Annotated in this window: 17 protein-coding genes and 1 tRNA gene; 11 read left to right on the top strand and 7 right to left on the bottom strand. The window is 66.9% G+C overall.

Going from position 1 to position 20,925, the window contains the following annotated elements; translation table 11 throughout:
* The 3 genes from OJI97_RS00425 to OJI97_RS00415 form a co-directional block, all read left to right on the top strand.
* A partial coding sequence (locus OJI97_RS00425; protein WP_297659714.1) for an ATP-dependent helicase occupies nt 1–2,155 on the top strand: 2,155 nt, incomplete at its 5' end.
* 74 nt (nt 2,156–2,229) lie between these two features.
* Complete coding sequence (locus OJI97_RS00420) at nt 2,230–3,117, top strand: DUF4349 domain-containing protein (RefSeq protein WP_297659712.1); 888 nt, start codon at nt 2,230–2,232, stop codon at nt 3,115–3,117.
* A gap of 57 nt (nt 3,118–3,174) precedes the next feature.
* Entirely contained in the window at nt 3,175–4,224 is a 1,050-nt protein-coding gene (locus tag OJI97_RS00415) for an aspartyl/asparaginyl beta-hydroxylase domain-containing protein (RefSeq protein ID WP_297659709.1), read from the top strand.
* A gap of 20 nt (nt 4,225–4,244) precedes the next feature.
* Here OJI97_RS00415 and OJI97_RS00410 read toward each other — a convergent pair.
* Nucleotides 4,245–4,320, bottom strand: a tRNA-Ala gene (locus tag OJI97_RS00410).
* A gap of 95 nt (nt 4,321–4,415) precedes the next feature.
* On the opposite strand from OJI97_RS00410, the gene OJI97_RS00405 reads away from it, so the two are divergent.
* Complete coding sequence (locus tag OJI97_RS00405; RefSeq protein WP_297659705.1) at nt 4,416–5,432, top strand: NADP-dependent oxidoreductase; 1,017 nt, start codon at nt 4,416–4,418, stop codon at nt 5,430–5,432.
* A gap of 109 nt (nt 5,433–5,541) precedes the next feature.
* On the opposite strand, the gene OJI97_RS00400 is transcribed toward OJI97_RS00405, so the two are convergent.
* Together OJI97_RS00400 and OJI97_RS00395 are read right to left on the bottom strand one after the other, a co-directional pair.
* Nucleotides 5,542–6,915 (bottom strand): DEAD/DEAH box helicase, encoded by a 1,374-nt coding sequence (locus OJI97_RS00400; protein ID WP_297659702.1) that lies wholly within the window; start codon nt 6,913–6,915, stop codon nt 5,542–5,544.
* A 113-nt stretch (nt 6,916–7,028) separates the two neighbouring features.
* Nucleotides 7,029–7,559, bottom strand: coding sequence for a hypothetical protein (locus tag OJI97_RS00395; protein ID WP_297659698.1), 531 nt, complete (start codon nt 7,557–7,559; stop codon nt 7,029–7,031).
* Nucleotides 7,560–7,740: 181 nt separating this feature from the next.
* On the opposite strand from OJI97_RS00395, the gene OJI97_RS00390 reads away from it, so the two are divergent.
* Together OJI97_RS00390 and OJI97_RS00385 are read left to right on the top strand one after the other, a co-directional pair.
* A complete protein-coding gene (locus tag OJI97_RS00390; RefSeq protein ID WP_297659696.1) occupies nt 7,741–9,165 on the top strand; it encodes an FAD-binding oxidoreductase in 1,425 nt (474 codons plus the stop codon).
* 112 nt (nt 9,166–9,277) lie between these two features.
* On the top strand, nt 9,278–10,054 hold the full coding sequence (locus OJI97_RS00385; RefSeq protein ID WP_297659693.1) for a SapC family protein: 777 nt from the start codon (nt 9,278–9,280) through the stop codon (nt 10,052–10,054).
* A gap of 78 nt (nt 10,055–10,132) precedes the next feature.
* Here OJI97_RS00385 and OJI97_RS00380 read toward each other — a convergent pair whose 3' ends face one another.
* On the bottom strand, nt 10,133–10,339 hold the full coding sequence (locus OJI97_RS00380) for a DUF1674 domain-containing protein (protein WP_367184735.1): 207 nt from the start codon (nt 10,337–10,339) through the stop codon (nt 10,133–10,135).
* A 58-nt stretch (nt 10,340–10,397) separates the two neighbouring features.
* Here OJI97_RS00380 and OJI97_RS00375 point away from each other — a divergent pair, with 58 nt between their 5' ends.
* Complete coding sequence (locus OJI97_RS00375; protein ID WP_297659690.1) at nt 10,398–11,693, top strand: RsmB/NOP family class I SAM-dependent RNA methyltransferase; 1,296 nt, start codon at nt 10,398–10,400, stop codon at nt 11,691–11,693.
* Here the strand turns inward: OJI97_RS00375 and OJI97_RS00370 are convergent.
* From OJI97_RS00370 to OJI97_RS00360, 3 genes are read right to left on the bottom strand one after another with little or no spacing between them, the layout of a single operon-like run.
* Nucleotides 11,682–13,457: an adenylate/guanylate cyclase domain-containing protein gene (locus tag OJI97_RS00370; RefSeq protein ID WP_297659687.1), complete on the bottom strand. Its 1,776-nt coding sequence runs from the start codon at nt 13,455–13,457 to the stop codon at nt 11,682–11,684. The genes OJI97_RS00375 and OJI97_RS00370 overlap by 12 nt on opposite strands.
* Nucleotides 13,454–14,599, bottom strand: a complete 1,146-nt coding sequence (locus OJI97_RS00365; RefSeq protein ID WP_297659684.1) for a YARHG domain-containing protein — start codon at nt 14,597–14,599, stop codon at nt 13,454–13,456. The genes OJI97_RS00370 and OJI97_RS00365 overlap by 4 nt, the downstream gene beginning before the upstream one ends.
* Before the next feature lie 52 nt (nt 14,600–14,651).
* Nucleotides 14,652–16,373: a DUF885 domain-containing protein gene (locus tag OJI97_RS00360; protein WP_297659681.1), complete on the bottom strand. Its 1,722-nt coding sequence runs from the start codon at nt 16,371–16,373 to the stop codon at nt 14,652–14,654.
* 127 nt (nt 16,374–16,500) lie between these two features.
* Here OJI97_RS00360 and OJI97_RS00355 point away from each other — a divergent pair, with 127 nt between their 5' ends.
* The 4 genes from OJI97_RS00355 to OJI97_RS00340 all read left to right on the top strand — a co-directional run bounded on the left by OJI97_RS00355 (nt 16,501) and on the right by OJI97_RS00340 (nt 20,880).
* Complete coding sequence (locus tag OJI97_RS00355; protein WP_297659677.1) at nt 16,501–17,811, top strand: MFS transporter; 1,311 nt, start codon at nt 16,501–16,503, stop codon at nt 17,809–17,811.
* 323 nt (nt 17,812–18,134) lie between these two features.
* The gene (locus OJI97_RS00350; protein WP_297659674.1) at nt 18,135–18,803 is read left to right on the top strand and encodes an alpha/beta hydrolase; all 669 of its coding nucleotides are present in this window, start codon (nt 18,135–18,137) and stop codon (nt 18,801–18,803) included.
* Nucleotides 18,800–19,720: a cysteine synthase A gene (gene cysK / locus OJI97_RS00345; RefSeq protein ID WP_297659671.1), complete on the top strand. Its 921-nt coding sequence runs from the start codon at nt 18,800–18,802 to the stop codon at nt 19,718–19,720. Before OJI97_RS00350 ends, cysK begins: the two co-directional genes overlap by 4 nt.
* A gap of 8 nt (nt 19,721–19,728) precedes the next feature.
* Nucleotides 19,729–20,880 carry a cell wall hydrolase gene (locus OJI97_RS00340; protein ID WP_297659667.1) on the top strand — a complete coding sequence of 384 codons (1,152 nt, stop codon included), beginning with the start codon at nt 19,729–19,731 and terminating at the stop codon, nt 20,878–20,880.
* Nucleotides 20,881–20,925 lie beyond the last annotated feature (45 nt).

The following is a 20,925-nucleotide window of genomic DNA, read 5'->3' as shown; positions in this document are numbered from 1 at the left end:
ATTGACCGCGCGGCTTGCGCATATCATCGCGACCCGTCGCGCCTGGCCGTCCGAAATCCTCGCCGTCACCTTCACCAACAAGGCGGCGCGCGAGATGCGCGAGCGCATCGGACGGATGATCGGCGACGCGGTCGAGGGGATGCCGTGGCTCGGCACCTTCCACAGCATCTGCGCCAAGATGCTGCGCCGCCACGCCGAACTGGTCGGGCTGCAAAGCAATTTCACCATCCTCGACACCGACGACCAGCTTCGCGTCCTGAAACAGCTCATCCAGGCCGAAGGGCTCGACGAAAAGCGCTGGCCGGCGCGCCAGCTCGCCGGGCTGATCGACAAATGGAAGAACCGCGGGCTCGTCCCCGGCGACCTCGATGTTGCCGACCGCGAAGCCTATGCCGACGGCAAGGGGCAGCATTTCTATGCGCTCTATCAGGCACGGCTGAAGACGCTGAACGCCTGCGATTTCGGCGATCTGCTGCTCCACATGCTGGTGATATTGAAGACGCACCGCGACGTGCTGGAGCAGTATCAGGGCCGCTTCAAATATATCCTCGTCGACGAATATCAGGACACCAACGCCAGCCAATATCTCTGGCTGCGGCTGCTCGCGCAGTCGCGCAAGAATATCTGCTGCGTCGGCGACGACGACCAGTCGATCTATTCGTGGCGCGGCGCCGAAGTTGCGAACATCCTGCGTTTCGAAAAGGATTTCCCCGGCGCGACGGTGATCCGCCTCGAACAGAATTACCGCTCGACCCCGCAGATTTTGGCCGCCGCCTCGGCGCTGATCGCACAGAACAGCGACCGGCTGGGCAAGACGCTGTGGACCGAACTCGACGCGGGCGACAAGCTGCGCGTCGTCGGCGTGTGGGACGGGCCGGAGGAAGCGCGGCGGATCGGCGAGGAACTCGAAGACCTTCAGCGCCAGCGCCTGTCGCTCGACCGCGCCGCGATCCTCGTCCGCGCGCAGTTCCAGACGCGCGAGTTCGAGGATCGCTTCATCGCGATCGGGATGCCGTATCGCATCGTCGGCGGCTTCCGCTTCTATGAGCGCGCCGAAATCCGCGATGCGCTCGCCTATCTGCGTCTCGTCCAGTCGCCCGCCGACGATCTCGCCTTCGAGCGCGTCGTCAACGTCCCGAAACGCGGGCTCGGCGACAAGGCGCTCGCGCGCATCCACCAGTTCGCGCGGCACGAGCACGCGCCGCTGTTTCACGCCGCGTCGCGGATCACCGAGACCGACGAGCTCACGCCGCAGGCGCGCCGACAGCTCGCCAATTTCGTCGCGCAGATGCACGGCTGGCAGGGCAAGGCGGCCGAGCTGTCGCATCCCGAACTGACCCAGCTCATCCTCGACGAATCGGGCTATACCGCAATGCTCCAGGCCGACCGCAGCGCCGAGGCGGCGGGGCGGCTCGAAAACCTCTCCGAACTCGTTCGCGCGATGGAGGAGTATGACTCGCTCGAAGCCTTTCTCGAGCATGTCAGCCTCGTCATGGACCGCGACCAGAATGACGACACCGAGACGGTCACGATCATGACGATCCACGCGGCGAAAGGCCTCGAATTTGATCATGTCTTCCTCGCCGGCTGGGAGGACGGCGTCTTTCCGTCGCAGCGCGCGATGGACGAAGGCGGCACCGCGAGCCTGGAGGAGGAGCGCCGCCTCGCCTATGTCGCGATCACCCGCGCGCGGCGGCGCGCGAGCATCTATCACGCCGCGAACCGCCGCATCTATGGCCAGTGGATGAGCAGCATCCCGAGCCGTTTCATCGGCGAAATTCCGCCCGAGCATGTGACAAGCGAAAACAGCTTCGGCGGTGGGCAGAGCCTGTGGCGCGCCAACTGGTCGGCGCAGGGCGACCCCTTCGCGCATGTCGCCGAACGTAATCCCGCGCGCACGATGACGCGCGGCCCGGCGTGGCAGCGTGCCGCGGCGCAATCCCCGACGATCACCCGCGCCCCCGCGCCCAGCGAGCGCGGCCCCGCCGCCTCGGTCGGCGCCAAGCCGCGCTCCGACCTCGCGATCGGGATGCGCGTGTTCCACGAAAAGTTCGGCTATGGCGAGATCATCGACATCGACGGCAACAAGCTCGACGTCGAATTCGATCAGGCAGGCAGCAAGAAGGTTCTCGACGGCTTCGTGCGCGCCGCCTGAATCTTATTGTCAACTACATTACTTATGATATTCCATCTCCCGCGATCGACGAGTCGCGTTTTGGGAGAAAGCATATGCGAAACAGGCTCTTGGCGGGCGCGATGGCGCTCGCCCTGGTCGGCTGCGGCCAAAAGGCCCCCGATCGAAGCTCCAGCGAAGCCAGTCCGCCTGCCCTTGCCGAAGCCGCCGACGCCGCCGGCGGGCCCGATGTAGCCGTCACCGCGGCGCCCGGCGTCGCCTTCAACTACCAATATACCTTCCGCCTTGATGACGACCGCATCGCGCGCGTGCAGGAAGAACATGCGGCCGCGTGCGAAGCGCTGGGCATCGCGCGATGCCGCATTACCGGCATGAGCTATCGCCTCGTTCGCGAACATGAGGTCGAGGGGCAGCTTCAGTTCAAACTCGATCCCGCCATCGCGCGCCGATTCGGCAAGGATGCCATCGCCAGCGTCGAAAAGGCCGAAGGCGTTCTCGCGCTCGCCAGCATCAGCGGCGAGGATGTCGGAACGCAGATCAGCGACTCGCAGCGCCGCAGCGCCGGGATCGCGGACGAGGTCGCCCGCATCGAGGCGCGCCTGAGGCAGAGCGGCCTCGGCGACCGCGAACGCACCGAGATCCAGCAGCAGATCGCCGAATTGCGCCAGCAGATGGGCAGCGAGCGCGACACTCGTCGCGCCGGCGAAGCCCTGCTGGCGACGACCCCGATGACCTTCGACTATCAGGGCACGGGCGGGCTGCCCGGAATCGGCTATGGCAATCCGTTCCGCGAAGCCGCCACCGTGCTCGTCCGCAGCGGCGGCACCCTGCTTTCCTTCGTGCTTGTCGTCGGCGCCGCGGTGCTGCCCTGGGCGCTGCTGTTCGCGTTCTTGCTGTTCCTCTGGCGCACCGCGCCTGCCGTCCGCGTGCGGCAATGGCTCGGCGGACGCCGCACGGCCGATGCGGCGGCGGCGGCGGAATAGAAATCACCGGCGCGGGCGTCGCTTGCAAAGGTCCGGCGCCGCGTTATGGCTTGGGCCATGACGGGGCAGACGATATGGCTGGACCAGGCGCGCGACGCCCATCGCCGCGGCGACATCGCGGCGGAGACGGCGGCGCTCGATGCCGCGATCCGGGCCGATCGCGGCAATATTGCCGCGATCCTCGCCATGGCCGAACTCAAGCGGCGCCAGCAGGACGATCGCGCCGCGCAGAGCTTTTATCGCCTCGCGCTCGGAGTGGCCGCGCAGGCACGGACGGTCCATCCCGCCCTGCATTCCGGCCTGGAACGCGCCCAGGCATTTCTGACAGCGAATGAACAGGCCTTTTCGGACCATCTTCTCGGTCAGCTTCGCGGCGCGGGGATCGACCAGCGGAACGCGGCGCCGCGGGTGGCGGAGGCCTTGCGGATGCTGGCGGGCGAGCAGCCGCTCTATCTGCAACAACCGAATATGTTCTATTTTCCGGGCCTGGCGCAGCGCCCGTTCTTCGAGCGGGCCGCGTTCGATTGGGTTCCCGCGCTCGAAGCCGCCACCGGCGCGATCCGCGCCGAACTGGCGGCGCTGATCGAGCAATCCGCCGACCGCTTCGGCCCCTATGTGACGGCCAGCGCGGACAGGCCGCCGCCGAACAATCCGCTGCTCGATAATGCCGATTGGGGCGCCGCCTGGCTGTGGAAGGAAGGCGCGGTCGTCGAAGGCATGGATGCGCTCTGCCCGCAGGCGCTCGCCGCGCTCGCTCTGGTTCCACAGCCGGTGATTCCGGCCCGCGCTCCGTTCGCGCTCTTTTCGCGCCTCAAGCCCGGGACGCATATCGAGCCGCATCACGGGCTGCTCAACACGCGGCTGATCTGTCATCTGCCGCTGATCGTTCCCGATGGCTGCGGCATTCGAGTCGGCGGCGAGACGCGCGCGTGGCGCGAAGGCGAATTGCTGATCTTCGACGACAGCTTTGAACATGAAGCCTGGAATCGGGGCACGGCCGACCGTATCGTCCTGATCTTCGAGATATGGCGGCCCGACATCGACGCCGACGAACGCGCGCAGTTGACGCGGATATTCTCGGCGATCGACAGCTATGGCGAGGGATAGAGTTGGGGAAATATGGTCGCTGGTGGAGCCGAGGGGAATCGAACCCCTGACCTCTGCAGTGCGATTGCAGCGCTCTCCCATCTGAGCTACGGCCCCGCGACCGGGCGGCTCTTAGCGAGACTGGTTGACAGTGGCAACGGCTTTTCTGACGATTGTCGCCGCGACCGGAAAAATTGGGGGAAACGGGCACCATGAGCAAGGCATGGCATTTGATCCGCCGTCCGCAGGGACTGCCGACGCACGACGATTTCGCATTGCGCGACCTTCCCGACAGCCCACTCGACGCCGACCAGATCCGCGTCCGCAACCTGTGGCTCTCGGTCGATCCCTATATGCGCGGACGGATGAACGACGCGAAAAGCTATGCGGCGGGGTTTCAGCTCGACCAGCCGATGACCGGCGGCGCGATCGGCGAGGTCGTCGAAAGCCGGATGGAGGGTTTCGCGCCGGGCGACTTGATCCTGCATATGGGCGGCTGGCGCGATGGCGGCATCATCGGCCTCGACATGATGCCGAACAAGCTTCCCGCCGAGGCGCTCGCGGCGGGCCTATCGCCGCAGACCTTTCTGCACAATATGGGCCTGACCGGCGGAACCGCGTGGATCGGCCTGCTCCGCGTCGCGGCCGCGAAACCCGGCGACACGGTCTTCGTTTCGGCGGCGGCGGGCGCGGTCGGCTCGGCGGTGGTGCAGATCGCCAAGGCGCGCGAGATGACGGTCATCGGCTCGGCGGGCGGCGCGGAAAAGGGGTGCTGGGTCGACGAACTCGGCGCCGATGCGGTGGTCGATTATAAGGCCGGTCCGGTCCTGCCGCAGCTCGCCGCGGCGCTCGAACGCCTCGGCAAGCCGGGCATCGACGTCTATTTCGACAATGTCGGCGGCGAGCATCTCGACGCCGCTTTCGCGGCCGCCAATGACTTCGCGCGCTTCGCGATCTGCGGGATGATCGACGTCTATAACGACGGCAAGCCCCAGGAGATGAAGCATCTGATCCGCACCATCCCGGCGCGCATCCGCATGGAGGGCTTTATCTATACCGACCAGTTCATCGACTGCGCCGAGGAATTCTACGCCGATATGGGCGGGCTGATCGCCAGCGGTGCGGTGACGATGCGCGAGACGGTGCGCGAGGGACTGGATACGGTGCCCGACGCCTTTCTTGGCCTGTTTTCGGGCGAGAATATCGGCAAGATGCTGATTCGGTTGTAAAGCATTTCCGGCCATCGCCCCTGCGAAGGCGGGGGGCCGCTGACGGGTTGCTTCTGCATCGCTGCGTAAAACGACAGCGGCCCCCGCCTTCGCGGGGGCGACGATCAGCTCAGTTGCCGAAACCGACCGAGAGGAATCCCGGCATCGGGCCGTTCCAGCCGTCGTCGGGACCGTCATCGTCGTGCCGCGAAGCAGCCGGTGCAGGTTTGCGGCCGGCATCCTTCTTCGGCGCTTCGGGCTTTTTCTCCGCCGCGCGCTTGGTGCCGCGGGGCGTCTTTTCGGCGTTCGAGCGCCCGCCGCGTTCGGAGCGGCCGCCGCGCCGCGGTTCGCGCGGCTCGTCGCTGTCGCGCTCCGGCCGCGCCTCCGCCTTGCCGGTGTCGTAAACCGGGATCTGATAGCCGGTCAGCTTCTGGATATTGTCGAGCGCTTCGTCGTCCGACGGCGTCACCAGCGTGAAGGCCCGGCCCTTGGCCCCCGCGCGGCCGGTGCGGCCGATGCGGTGGACATAATCGTCCGGATGCCACGGGGCGTCGAAGTTGAAGACGTGGCTGACGCCCTTCACGTCCAGCCCGCGCGCGGCAACGTCCGATGCGACCAATATGTTGATCGTCCCCGCCTTGAAGCGGTCGAGTTCGGCGATGCGGCTCGACTGGTCCATGTCGCCGTGGATTTCGCCCGCCTGGTAACCCGAACGCTGAAGCGACTTCGCCAGTTCGCGCACCGTCGTCTTGCGGTTGCAGAAGATGATCGCGGTGCCGACGTCCTCGGCCTCGATCAGCCCGCGCAGCGTGTCGCGCTTGCCGCGCTCCGCCGTCTTGACGACGAACTGCTCGATATTCTCGTTACGGCTGGCCGGGCGCGCGACCTCGATCGTCTTGGGGTTCGACAGGAATTTGTCGGCCAGCTTCTTGATCGGCGGCGGCATCGTCGCCGAAAAAAGCAGCGTCTGCCGATTCGCGGGCAGCTTGGTGCAGATATTCTCGATATCGGGGATGAAGCCCATGTCGAGCATCCGGTCGGCTTCGTCGATGACGAGCATGTTGCAGCCGGTGAGCAATATCTTGCCGCGCTCGAACAGGTCCATCAGGCGGCCCGGGGTCGCGATGAGGACGTCGACGCCCTTTTCGAGCGCCTTGACCTGATCGCCCATCTGCACGCCGCCGATCAGCAGCGCCATCGACAGCTTGTGATACTTGCCGTATTTTTCAAAGTTTTCCGCGACCTGCGCCGCCAGTTCGCGCGTCGGCTCGAGGATCAGCGAGCGCGGCATCCGGGCGCGGGCGCGGCCATGCGCCAATATGTCGATCATCGGCAGCACGAAGGACGCGGTCTTGCCCGTCCCCGTCTGGGCGATGCCGATCATGTCGCGCATCATCAGCACCGAAGGGATCGCGCCGGCCTGGATCGGCGTCGGTTCGTCGTAGCCCGCTTCCGTCACGGCGCGCAAAAGTTCATCGGAAAGGCCGAGGTCGGCAAATTTCATAAGGGCAAACTGTCCGGAAAATGTTTCGGCATGGCGTCCCACGAGCGCCGTTGCTGCGGCGCCCCTTGCGGAAGCGGGGACGAAAAGTCAAGAAAAGGCGTCGATTGCCGCGATCAATCGTCGTCGCGCACGACAGGAACCATCAGGCGGAATTTCTTGATCTGGCATTTGGCGCCGGTGCGGGCGTGAATCTCGTCGCGATCCTCGCAGAGTTGCCCGTCCTTGGTTCCCTGCATGTAAAAGCCGGCATAGAAATCGAGTCCGCGGCATCCGCGGCTCAATTCGGCGCGCAATCGCTGGCGTTGGCGCGTGAGCAGGTCGATGCTGTCATGCTCGGTCGCCTGCATCCCCGCGATGTTCCGCATCGCGACGCATTTCGGCGCCTTCTTTTCCTTCCACTCGACCGGCAGCTGCCGCAACCGCGCCTGCGGGGCGGGGGCGGCGGAGAAATTGTTCAGCGGCGACCGTTGCGCCGGAACGCGGATGATCAGCCGCTGCTCGATCACCATCTGCCAAAAACCCGCCGTCTGCTCGCCCGGCTCCGGCATCGAAACGACGACCAAGGGTTCGGGCGGAATCGACGGCATCGGCGTATCCGCGGCGGGCGCCCAGATCATCGCCAACAGGGTCGCAACGGTCAGCACGGCCGCGCGGCCGTCCTTCCAGCGCCCTGACAGAAGATGATGTCCACCCGCAACTCCCGCTTCGATGCTGGACGAAAAGCCAACTATCGTCCATCGCCCCTTTAACGCCCCTGATTGAACATCAAATGAATTGCTGTCGAGACCCATATGGTCGGTCGGCGTCGATTCCCGGAGGTCCGCCATGTCCCGCTCCCCATCTCCCGCATTGCTCGCAAGGCTCACGGACATATTGGGACCGAAGGGTTTCAGCGCCGACCCCGATGTCCTGGCGCCGTGGCTCACCGACTGGCGCGGCAAATATCACGGCCAGACGGCGGCGATGCTGTCGCCCGCGACCACCGCCGAGGTTGCCGCGGTGGTCGGCGCCTGCGCGGCCGAAGGCGTCGCGCTCGTTCCGCAGGGGGGCAACAGCGGCATGGTCGGCGGCGCGACGCCCGATGCGTCGGGGCGGCAATTGCTGCTCAGCCTGCGGCGCATGAACCATATCCGGGCGCTGGACACGACGGCGCGGATCGTCGTGGCGGAGGCGGGCGTCATCCTCGAAAATCTCCACCACGCCGCGCTCGACCGGGGGCTGCGCTTCCCGCTGACGCTGGGCGGCAAGGGATCCGCGACGGTCGGCGGGCTGGTTTCGACCAATGCGGGCGGAACCCAGGTGCTGCGCCACGGCACGATGCGCGCACTCGTCGCGGGGATCGAGGCGGTGCTGCCCGACGGCCGCATCTTCGAGGGGCTCGCGCCGCTCAAGAAGGACAATCGCGGCTATGACCTCAAACATCTGTTCTGCGGCGCCGAGGGGACGTTGGGGGTCGTGACGGCGGCCAGCCTGCGCCTCGTTCCCGCCAGTGCGGCGCGCCAGACCGCCTGGATCGGCCTCGCCTCGCCCGACGACGCGCTGCTGCTGCTCCGCCGCCTCGACGCGGCGCTCGGCGATGCGCTCGAAGGGTTCGAGATCATACCGCATCCCGTGCTGGAGGCGGTGCTGCGCCACATTCCCCAGACCCGCCATCCGCTTGCCGAACCCAGCCCCTGGTATGCGCTGGTCGAACTGGCCGGTGACGATGCCGCCCTGCTCGGCGAAGAGCTGGAGCGTGAATTGGCGGCGGCGCTGGACGCGGGACTGATCCACGACGTCGCGATGGCGAAGAACGACCGGGAGAGCGAGGATTTCTGGCGCCTTCGCGATTCGATATCGGAGGCCGAGCGCGCCGAGGGGCCGGCGTTGCAGCATGACATCAGCGTCCCGGTCGACCTGATGCCGCGTTTCATCGCCGACAATCCCGGCCGGCTCGCCGCGGCCTTTCCCGGCATCCGCACCGCGTCCTTCGGGCATCTGGGCGACGGCAATATCCATTATCATGTCCAGCCGCCCGAAAGCGCCGACGGCGCCGTCTGGCTCGCCGAACACGGCGCGGCGGCAAGCCGCCTCGTCTACGCCCATGTCGTCGAACTGGGCGGCTCGATTTCCGCCGAACATGGCATCGGGCAGATGAAGCGCGACATATTGGCCGAGCTCGACAGCCCGGCGCGCCTCGCCGCGCTGCGCGCGATCAAGGCGGGGCTCGATCCCGCCGGATTGTTCAATCCCGGCAAACTGATCGGCTGATCGGGGCGCCGCTCCGCGCCATCGCCCCTTGCGCCGCGCCTCGCCTGCCAATATGGCGCGCCATCAGTCTTTTTGCCCCGGCACCCCGGGGCGCCCGATCCGGAGTTTCATCATGGCCACCGCGCCCGCCAACAATCTGCCGATTTTCTATAACGACATCGTTCCGCTTTCGAGCGTCGACCATGCCGATTTCCGCGCCCGCCCGCTCGACAATGCGGGGTTCCTGGTCAACCAGCACGCGGTGCCGCTGACGTCGGACGAGTTCGTGTCGGCCTGCCGTTTCTATCCGATCGTCTTTTCGGCGGGTGACAATCCGGTGCCGCTGGCGCTGATGGGGCTCAACGAGGGCGTGAACACGTTCGTCGATAGCGACGGCAAGCTGCTCAATCCGGTCTATGTCCCGGCCTATATCCGCCGCTATCCCTTCCTTCTCGCGCGGCTGAACCCCGACAGCGAGGAACTGTCGCTGTGCTTCGACCCGACGTCGGCCGCGATCGGCAAGTTCGAGGATGGCGACGCGCTGTTCGAAGACGGCAAGCCGACCGAGCCGGTCAACGCGATCCTCGAATTCTGCAAGAATTTCGAGGAAGCGGGCCAGCGCACCGGCTTTTTCATGGAAGAGCTCAAGAAGGCCGATCTGCTGATGGACGGCGAAGTCGCGATTCAACCCGAAGGCAGCGACAAGCCCTATGTCTATCGCGGCTTCCAGATGGTCGATGAGAACAAGCTGCGCGAACTGCGCGGCGACGTGCTGCGCAAGATGATGCAGAACGGCATCCTCGGCCTGATCTTCGCCCACCTCTTCTCGCTTCAGCTGATGCGCGAAGTCTTTGCCGAGCAGGTGAAGTCGGGCCGGGTGCCGGAACTGGTCCAGGTTCCGGCGGTCTGACGGAAAAGCCGGGATCATCGCCGCGAGCGCCGGAGCCGAACCGCTCCGCGCTTGCGGCCCTGGTCCCGCCGGACGCCCTCAAAAATCGATCGCGAGCCCTTTCAGCTCCCAGTCGCCATAGCGCACGGGATTGCGCCCGCCTGGCTGATCCTCGGCCTTGTCCTCGCGGGGCGGCAGGGGTTCGGGCAGCGGGCTGTTCGTCCAGTTCGCGGGCGGTTTCACATGCGCCGGACGCCGCGTTGCGCGCGGCGTTCCGCCCATCATCCTATCATCATTCGTGGCCATGGCGCCCCTCCTACAGGATTTCGCTTGCTCCGCGCCAGCCATAACGGGATGGAAAGCCATGGCCGATCCTAGAAAACGCCGCCGCCCGGCCGAAACCGATCCGCCGGGCACGGCATCGCGGCGCGCCGCGCTGCGCCTGCTCGATGCCGTTCTGCGGCGCGGCGACCCGCTCGACATCGCAGCGCACGCCGCGACGCAGGGCCTGCCGCCCGCCGACCGCGGCTTCGCCATCGCCATCGCATCCGAAACCCTGCGCTGGATGAGCGACATCGATGCGCTGATCGACGGCGCGACCGAACAGGCCCTGCCCGAAGACGTCAAGTCGCGCGCGGTGCTGCGGCTGGCGCTGGCGCAATTGCTCGTCCTCAAGACATCGCCGCACGCCGTCGTATCGACCGCGCTGCCGCTCGTTGCGGGCGGTCCGCGCCGCCTCGTCCACGCGCTCCTGTCGCGCGCCCAGCAGGAAGAGTGGAGCCTGCCCGAGAGCGCCAGCCTGCCCGAAGCGGTCGCCGAGCGCTGGGCGGCAGAGTGGGGCGACGCGATCGCCGCCGCCGCCGCGACGGCATGGAGCGCGCCGCCGCCGATCGACCTCAGCTTCGCCGCCGAACCCGACGGTGAGGACTGGGCCGAGGCGACCGCGCTCGCCCCCCTCCACCGCCGCCTGCCGCGCGGTCAGGCGGTCGAGGCGATGCCTGGCTATCGCGAAGGCGGCTGGTGGGTGCAGGATCTCGCGGCGAGCCTTCCCGCGCGGCTTTTGGGGCCGGGGAACGGGCAAAGCCTGCTCGACCTCTGCGCCGCGCCCGGCGGCAAGACGATGCAGCTTGCGGCGGCGGGCTGGCATGTCGTCGCGGTCGATTCGAGCGCCAAGCGGCTGGGGCGGCTTTCGGACAATCTGGCGCGAACCGGCCTCCGCGCCGAGATCGTCCAGGGCGATATTCGCCGATGGCAGCCCGATACCCCTGCCGACGCGGTGCTGCTCGACGCGCCCTGCTCGGCGACGGGAATTTTTCGCCGCCATCCCGACGTGCTGCACCGCGTTGAGCCGCGCCAGATCGAAGAGATGGCCGAATTGCAGGGCGAACTGCTGGCGCGCGCCGCACAATGGGTCAAGCCCGGCGGCACGTTGATCTATGCGACCTGCTCGCTCGAACGCGCCGAGGGGGAAGATCAGGTCGCGGCCTTTCTCGACTGGCATCGCGATTGGGCCATCGCCCCGGTGACGCCCGACGAATTGCCCGGCGGCATCGTCCCCGACGACAGCGGTTTCGTGCGCACGCTGCCCGGCATACTCACCGGTGCTGGCGGGCTCGACGGCTTCTTCATCGCCCGGCTGCGCGCACCGTCAGCCGCCTGAGCGGCGGGAGAGGCGATAGAGCGCGAGTTCGCCATAATCCTTGGCAAGCCCGACCTTGCCGACATAATCGCAGTCGAAATCGCGCGCATTGTCGAGCGCGAGCATCGCGGCGAGCGGCTGGGTGCAATAGACCTGCCCGACCAATGTCACCGGCTCGATCCGCGCGGTGCGCGTAACCTCGGTGCCGTACCACAGCTCGTTGCCGACCACCGGGTCGATCCCGCGATAGATCGGACCGAAGTGGATGCCGGTGCGCATCCCCGCCTTATGCCCCTCCAGCCGCAGCCCCGGGGGCAGCACGTTGAGCCGTTCCTGCATCGCGAGCGCGATCCGTGCCGCCGCGCCGGGGGTGTCGATCACCGCATAGACCGCGTCGCCCCAGGTGTTGCGGAACAGCACGGCGTCGCCGAACCCGTCGAGGATGCGGCCGATGCCGCCCATCACCTCGTGCGCGAAGACCGGCAGTTCGGCCTCGCCGAGCTTCGAAAAGCCCGCGAAATCGGCGAACAATATCGCGTAGAGACCCCGCTGCGTGCCTGCGGGCGGTTTCGGCGCCGGCGGAAAATCGAGATTGCGGTCGAGATCGCCGACCGGGATCGTCCGCGTCTCCCCGCCCCCGCCCTGCCAGAGCGCGATATCGGCGTTGGTTCCGGCAATCTCCGCCCCCGAACGCGCGGCGACCGCCGGATCGACCACCGCAAGCTGGATCGCGGCGGTTTCGAGTTCGCGCGCGCGCAGCCTGGCAAGCCCCATCGCGGTGTGCGAGCCGAGGATGAACTGGCAATCGTCGCTGACATAGCCCGCGTTGCTCGCGAAATGGACCATCGCGGCGCCGTCGCGGCAGCGGCGATAGCGCGGAAGCCATTCGGCGCCGCCCGACCGGACCGACTGGGCGATGAAATCATCCTCGGCAAAGGGCAGGACGATGGTCAGGTCAATGCCGCGATCGAGCGCGGCCTCCGCGAACAGGATGTCGGCGCCGCACGCCAGCGGGCCGATCAGCGCCGAAAGCGGCTGCGCGTCAAGCGCCCCCGCGATCGCCCGCGCCGCATTCGCCTCCCCCGCCCCGCCCGCGCGGAACATGCGGCCGCAATAGACGCCGACCGGCGCGGGACGCAGCAGCGCGGCGATGTCTTGCGCATCGCCCGCGTCGATCGCGCCGCTGGCCGCAAGCCGGGCGATCTGGCGGCAGGTCGAGGCGCGGTCACCCGCGCGCGTTCCCGCCTGCGCATTGGCGCCGCGCGCATGGACGAGCGCCTCCTCGCCGCGCCCGAGCAGCAGCAGCGCCTCGACGAGCGTCGCCTGATCCCAATAAGTGTCGGCGGCGCCATGCGCCGCGATCGGTTCGGCCAGCGCCGCCGCGCGCTCGCGCTCGCCGAGCATCGCATACAGGCTGGCCGCGTTGATGGCCGGGAAATCGGCGCCCGATGCCTGAAACGCATGGTCATAGGCGGCGGCGGCCTTGCGCAGGAAACCAGCGCGCTGGTCGCCGTCATGATCGAAGGCTTCGTCCTTCCAGATGCGCCCGGCGAGCGCGAGGCTGTCGACATCGCCCGTCGCGCCAAGGTCGAGTTGTTCGTAAAGGTGCATCGCGCCGAGGCTGTCGCCCGACGCCGCGAGCGCGCGCACCATCAGATAGCGCAGCCGCGGGCTCTCGATCCCCTCGCGCCGCGCCGCCGCCGCGCAGTCGAACGCGCTCAGCGCATCGCCCTGCCCCAGCCGGTGCGCGACCTCGGCTTCGACGGCGGCGGCCGATGCCGTCATTGCGCGGCGGTTTCGGCCGATTGGAGCAGCGCGACATTCGCCTTTTCGACCGCCGACAGCGCGACGCTGTCGCTGGTCGGCCGATACCAGGGCAAGGACGTGAAATAGGCTTGCAGGCCGGGGTCCTTGAAGCGCAGGCCGTGCCGCGCGAAAATCTCGTTGCGCGCCAGCCGCGCCTGCTCCGGGGTGAGGCCCGCGACATCGGCCGCGGTCAGCGCGCGCGTCGAGGAATCGGCGATGATCGCGCCCTTGCCCGTGTCGGCGGGCGGCGGCGGAGGCCCTCCCCCTTCGATCAGCCGGATATATTTGCGGAACATATATCCGGTGGTGCCGTCGGCCTTGCGCACCCGCCACCATGAACCGGGTTGCTGATAAGTCAGGAATTTTTCGCCCTCGAGCACCTTGCCGATGATTGCCGCCTTGGCACTCCGCCCCGAGCGGATGTTGGTGAAGCCGTCGGGATCGTCGATCACCGCCGCCAGCGTGAAGGCCTCTGCGGGCGACGTGGCGACCGGTGTCGCTCTTGCATCCGCTTCCTTGGGGGCCGCCGTGGTTTCGGTGGGCGCCGCCGCCGTCGCGGGTTCGGGCGACGGCTGAAGCAGTTTCCACGCGAGCAGGGCGACGGCAACGACCGCAAGCCCCAGCAGCGCCCATGGCAGGAAAGATGGCTTTCGGGCCGGGGGGGGCTCCTGCCGGTCGGCCGCAGCCGGTCTGGGCGGTGCGGGCTGCGAGGCGGCCGCAGGCGCCGCCTCCCGTCCGCACAGCTCCTCCAGGCTCATCATCACCTTGCGCCAGCCGCGATGGTCGGGCTCGCCGTTCCAGTCGGCGAGTTCGGCGAATTGAATCTGGTTGAAGGGCAGCGGCGGCATCACATCGTCGATCGACGTCTGCACCAGCTTTTTCTGGTTGCGCGCGACATCGGCCTCGGCGCGCACCCATTCGGATTGCGCCGAGGTCTGCGACCAGACGACGATCGCCGCCTTGGCGCTGCCGATCTTTTCGGTGATCACATCGCCGTAGGAGCGATGCGGCGGCAGTTCGGCGTCCCACCAGACGTCATAGCCCGCCGCCGCGACCGCCTCGGCGATCTCGGCCACGCGCGCCTTGTTGTCGCGCGAATAGGAAATGAAGACATCGACCATCGGCTAGCCCCTTTGGTGAGAGGCTAGCCGGGGGTCATTCGATTCGCCAGCCTCAGAAGACCGCCTTCGGCGAGTCCTCCTTCATCATCGCGGCGCGCACCATCGGGATCGGCGGGCCGCCGTATGAGAGGAATTCGTCGTGGAACGCTTTCCACTTCGTCCTGTCCCCCTTGGTCCAGTCGTCGCGCAGCTTGCGGATCATCAGCTTGCCCATCGTATAGTTGAGATAGAGCGGATCATATGTGCCGCGCGCCGCCTGCTGGCGGGCGTTGCCTTCGTCCTGATAGCATTGATCCTTGAACAGCTTTTCCGAGTCCGCGACGGTCATCCCCTTGGTGTGGAGCCCGATCGCCGAGATGAAGCGGCAGTCGCGCAGCAGCGCGTTCGACAACTGACCGATATGCGTTTCGGGGTCGCCGTTGCCGAGCCCCGCATCCCACATCATCTCCTCGGTATAATGCGCCCAGCCCTCGGCGAAGGCATAGCCGACGAACAATTTGCCGAAGATGCTTTCCGCGCGGTTCGCGTGGAGGAAATTGAGGAAGTGACCCGGCCACACCTCGTGGACCGAGGTGAAGAGCAGGTCCTTCTTGCCCGGAACGAACGCATCCTGCGTCGCCTTGTCCCAGCTCGGGTCGGGCGGCGAGATATAGAAGACCGACGGCAGACCTTTCTCATACGGCCCCGGAATGTCGATATAGGCGCTATTCTGGCGGTTGTAGGGCGGCGATTCCTCGACCTTGGCCTGCTCGGTGCCGGGAATCGAGACGAGGTCCTTTTCGACGATGAAGGCGCGCAGCGCCGGAAGCTGGCGCCGCGCCTCGGCGACCGGGCCGCCCTCGGGCTTGTCGTCGTTCATCTTCTTCATGCAATCGGCGATCGTCATGCCGGCGGCGTAAGTCGCGCAGGCGGCCTTCAGCGCATCCTGATTGCGTTTGAGGTCGGCCTGGCCGATGCGCTCCAGCTCATCCAGCGCCGTGTCGACCGCTTCGTTGGTCAGGATCATCTTCGCGAACTTGTCGGCACCGAGCGCGTAGCCGTCCGTCGTGCCGGGTTTCGAGCCGATATAGGCGGCGAGATCCTTCATCGCCGCCGCGGCCTTGGCCGCCGCCTCGTCGAACTGCTTCTGAAGCTCGGGGTCCTTGACTTCGGCAAAGGCCTTCTTGGCGTCGCCGGTATAATAGTCGGCGAAACCGCCGAAGCCCGCGGTGCCGTATTTGACGAAGGTCGCGGGCAGCGGCAGCTTGATGTTCGCCTTGATCTGCTCGGCCGCCGCCGGAACCTTCTGCGCATAGGCGATGAACGCCTTCATCCGCGTCGGCGCATCGGCATAGGGCCGCGAGACATAGACGTTGGGGTCGAGCTGCCCGACATAATAGGCCGGGTTCTTGTGCGGGAAATCGGCGTCCTTCAGGAAGAAGAGCTGCCCCTGCGCGACATGGACCAGATAATCGCGCTCGAACTTCTCGGCATCGGTCATCTTGCCGTCGAACGCCTTGGCGTCGGCGATCGTCTTCTCCAGGAACGCGATCTGTTTCTGAAGGCCGTCGGCCGACCAGTCGGGAAGCTGGCCGTCAAATTCATGCTTGCCCTGATAGACCGCGAAATTGGGGTTGAGCGGGAAATAGCCCGCAAGGAAATTGTCGCGAAATTCGGTCCAGCTCTTCGCGTCCGATCCCGACGCGGGCTTGTCGCCCGATGCGTTGCAGGCGGTGAGGACGAGCAGCGCCGCGGCCATGGCGGCACCGCCGAAGCGGGCAAATTGACGTGTCATTCGATAGTCTCCCTCAATCGATGGCGGGTTTCTGCCACCGCGTCCGACGAATGACACCCGTTAATCGACGAACGGCATGGTCATGCGCTCTGGACAGAGGCGAATTCCCCTCTAGGGCGTAGGGCCGATGGCGACGATATTCCCCCCCGACGGCGAAGAACCGGAAATGCCGGGTCCGGCGATCCTCGACCCCTCCCCGCTCAGCATCCCCGATTATCGCTATTACTGGATCGCGCGCTTCACCGCGGTGATGGCGACGATCGCGGTGGTCGTGGTGATCGGGTATCAGCTCTACGACACCGCGCGCACCGACTATGGCATGACGATCAAGGAAGCGTCGTTCCAGCTCGGCCTGCTCGGGCTCGTCCAGTTCGTGCCGATCGCGCTCTTGACCCCCGTCGCGGGCTGGGCCGCCGACCGCTTCGAGCGGCGCAGCGTCGCGATCTTTTCCAACGCCATCGATTTCGGGATTGCGGCGGCGCTCGGCTGGTTCACCTGGAGCGGCGGGCTGACGCTTTCCCTGCTGTTCGGCCTCGCCGCCATGCACGGCGTCGCGCGCGTCTTTTCGGGCCCGGCGATGAGCGCGATCGCGCCCAATATCGTCCCGCCCGCGATCCTGCCCCGCGCGATCGCGATGAGCAGCATCGCCTGGCAATCGGCGTCGGTGATCGGCCCGGCGGCAGGCGGGCTGCTCTATGCCGCGCATCCGACGTCGGTCTATATCTTCGCCGCGATCCTCCTCGTCATCTCGGCCTGGACGATCAGCCGGGTGCGGCCCGTGCTGCCGCCGCCCGCCGAGGTGCGCCGCCATCCGCTGCGCGAAATGGTCGACGGCCTGCAATTCGTGTGGGCCGAGCGCTTCCTGCTCGGCACGATTACGCTCGACCTGTTCGCGGTCATCCTGTCGGGCGCGACCGCGATGCTGCCCGTCTATGCCCGCGACATATTGCATGTCGGCTCCGAAGGACTCGGCCTTCTGCGCGCCGCACCGGCGGTCGGGGCCGCGGTCGTCGCGCTCGGACTCGCCATCCGCCCGATCGAGCGCAACGTCGGGGTCAAGATGCTGTGGGCGGTCGCGGTGTTCGGCGCCGGGACGGTGGCCTTCGGCTTTTCCACCAACCTCCTGCTCTCGCTGGCGCTGCTCGTCCTGATGGGCGCGGCCGATATGTTCTCGGTCTTCGTGCGCGGCACGCTGATCCAGCTCAACACTCCAGACCATATGCGCGGCCGCGTCAGCGCCGCGTCGGGGCTGGCGATTTCGGCCTCGAACGAGCTCGGCGAGATGCGCGCGGGCGCGATGGCGGCGGCGCTGGGGCCGATCAACGCGGTCGTCGTCGGGGGCGCCGCGGCGATCGGCGTCACCGCGCTCTGGTCGTGGCTCTTTCCCGAATTGCGGCGGGCGCGGACTTTCGAGGCGCGGTTCGACATGAGCGACTGACGCTTTTCCGCGCCGCTTGGCCACGACCTGTGCGGGTTCGGACTAATCGCGTCGATTTTATAAGAAGCCGTGTTCCCCCGCGCAGGCGGGGGGCCATCTCCGGCCCGCCCTATTTTGAACCGACCGGAGATGGGTCCCCGCCTTCGCGGGGACACACAATCAGGAATGGCGGCATCTGGATCTCCGCAAGCCCAACCCTCGAATCCGCTCGTCGCAAGTCGTGCTCCTTTCGCCACAAAGCTATTGTCAATTTATTTAGTTGAATTATATAGGATGCACCCGTCACCGCGGTTTCCCTCCCTTTCATCGATGGAGAACCCGCCATGCAAGATACCAGCATCCGCCATAAAATCCTGACCATTCCGGGCCTGCACAACAGCGGCCCGACCCACTGGCAGAGCCTGTGGGAACGCAAGTTCGCGAACGCCGGCCGAGTCGAACTCGGCCGCTGGTCGCACCCCGACCGCGAGGCGTGGATGCGCCGCATCGCCGAAGTGATCGAGGCCGAAAGCGCGCCGGTGCTGATCGCCGCGCACAGCCTCGGCTGCCACGCCTTCGCGCATTGGTTCGCGGCGGCGAGCACGCCGACGCGCAGCCGTATCGCGGGGGCGTTGCTCGTCGCGCCGCCCGACCTCGGGCGCCTGCAGCACGAAAAGCGCATCACCGGCTTTGCCGACACGCCCGGCTTCACCTCGCAGACGCCGATCATCGTCGTGGCGAGCGACGACGATCCCTATGCCAAGACCGCGCACGTTTGGCGCCTCGCGCGCCAGTGGGACGCGCGCTTCGTCAACGCCGGGCCGTTCGGGCACATCAACGCCGACTCGGGGATCGGGGACTGGCCTTATGGACAGTATCTGCTCGCCTCGTTACAACCCGCGCCGACGCCGGCGCTGGCGGACGAAAGCCAGTGGCTGCGCGCCGGAGACTGGCCGAACCGCGTCCGCCGCGACCCGCGGTTCGAATTCAAGGAAAGAGCGTACCGATCATGAAAGCCAATTCGATCCTCGATACCATCGGGAACACGCCGCACATCCGCATGGCAAAGCTGTTTCCGGACGCCGAAGTCTGGATCAAGTCCGAACGCAGCAATCCCGGCGGTTCGATCAAGGATCGCATCGGCCTGGCGATGATCGAGGCCGCCGAACGCGACGGCAGCCTGAAGCCCGGCGGCACCATCGTCGAGCCGACGTCGGGGAACACCGGCATCGGCCTGGCGATGGCCGCCGCGGTCAAGGGCTACAAGCTGATCCTCGTCATGCCCGAAAGCATGTCGCTCGAACGCCGCCGCCTGATGCTCGCCTATGGCGCGACCTTCGACCTGACTCCGCGCGAAAAGGGCATGAAGGGCGCGATCGAGCGCGCGATCGAGCTGGTCGAGACGACCCCCGGCGCCTGGATGCCCCAGCAGTTCGAAAATGAGGCGAATATCGACGTCCACGTCCGCACCACGGGGCCGGAAATCCTCGCCGACTTCAAGGACACGCCGATCGACGTGCTGATCACCGGCGTCGGCACCGGCGGCCATATCACCGGGGCGGCGCAGTTCCTCAAGCAGCATTGGCCGAACCTCAAGGTCTTCGCGGTCGAGCCGACCCAGTCGCCCGTCATTTCGGGCGGTCAGCCCGGCCCGCACCCGATCCAGGGCCTCGGCGCCGGATTCATCCCGCGCAACCTCCACACCGACCTCCTCGACGGGGTGATCACGGTCGAGGCCGCCGACTCCAAGCGTTGGGCGCTGCGCGCAGCGACCGAGGAAGGGATGCTCGTCGGCATATCGTCGGGCGCGACGCTGGCGGCGATCGAGCAGAAGCTGGCGGAGCTTCCGCCCGGCACGCGCATCCTCGGCTTCAACTACGACACCGGCGAGCGTTATCTTTCGGTTCCCGACTTCCTGCCCGAGATCTGAACCCTCGAATGCGCCTGACCGGCGATTCATCGGCGACGTCGCGTCTTGATTGGACCGGCTGGCTATTCGTCCTGATCGCCGTCGCGGCGATCGTCGCGGTGCTTTATGCAAGCGGGCAGACAAGCGCGGGCCGGCATGGCGCGCGGCCGCACCCGGTGGCGCCACCCGCCGACGTCGTCCCCGACGTCCAGCCGATGGAACTCGCGCCGGTCACCGAGGCCGACGCGCGCGCGCAAAATGCCGATATCCCCCTCGTTACCAAGGGGTTCGTCGCGGCGCGGCCCTTTCTCTATGCCGGGAGCGGTGACGCCCGCGTTCGCGCGCGCGACTGTCTTGCCGCCGCGATGCTCTATGAGGCGGGCGACGATTCGAAGGGGCAGCTTGCGGTCGGTCAGGTGGTGATCAACCGCGCGCGGCATCCGGCTTTTCCCAAATCGATCTGCGGCGTCGTATTCCAGGGGTCAGAGCGCGCGACCGGGTGCCAGTTCACCTTCACCTGCGACGGCGCGCTGAACCGCCGCTATTCCGACGCCGCCTGGGCGCGGGCGCAGGCGAATGCCGAGAGCATGTTGTCGGGCACCACCGACCCCAGGGTCGGGCTCGCGACCCATTATCACACCGACTGGGTGCGCCCCTATTGGAGTGACAGCCTGGAAAAGATCGCGATCGTCGATACCCACCTCTTCTTTCGCTGGCCGGGTTATTGGGGAACGCCGGGGGCGTTTCGCGGCGCGGTGTCGGGGAATGACGCCGGGGTTGCCAAGATGGCCGCCCTCTCCCCTGCCCACGCGGTCGCGGTCGGCGCGCCGCCGGTCGAGCTCGCCGGGGTCGACGCCAATGCCGCGATCGGCGCGCCCAAGGTCGTCGCCGGCGCCGGGGAGGCCGCGGGCCGCGACACCATCTATGTCGCGCTCGACCGGCGCGCCGCGCCCGAGAGCTTCGTCACGACCGCGCTCCGGCTGTGCGGCGACAAGCCCTATTGCAAGTTCATGGGCTGGACCAACCCGACACTGAAACCCGACAGCGACACGATGAGCGACATGCAGCGCGCAGCCATGACCTTCTCCTACCTCCGCGACGACAAGGCGGGGTTCGAGAAGGCGCTGTGGAACTGCAGCGAATATAAGCGCGACGACACGCGTCAGTGCATGAAGCGGTAGAAAAGACTAGCCGAAATGGCGGCTTTGGGGTGGGGAGCGGCCATA

This window comes from Sphingopyxis sp. (assembly GCF_025869345.1).
In the GTDB taxonomy this organism is placed as follows: Bacteria; Pseudomonadota; Alphaproteobacteria; order Sphingomonadales; family Sphingomonadaceae; genus Sphingopyxis.
The sequence above is the reverse complement of the archived record's forward strand: the minus strand, read 5'-3'. Positions and strand labels throughout refer to the sequence as shown.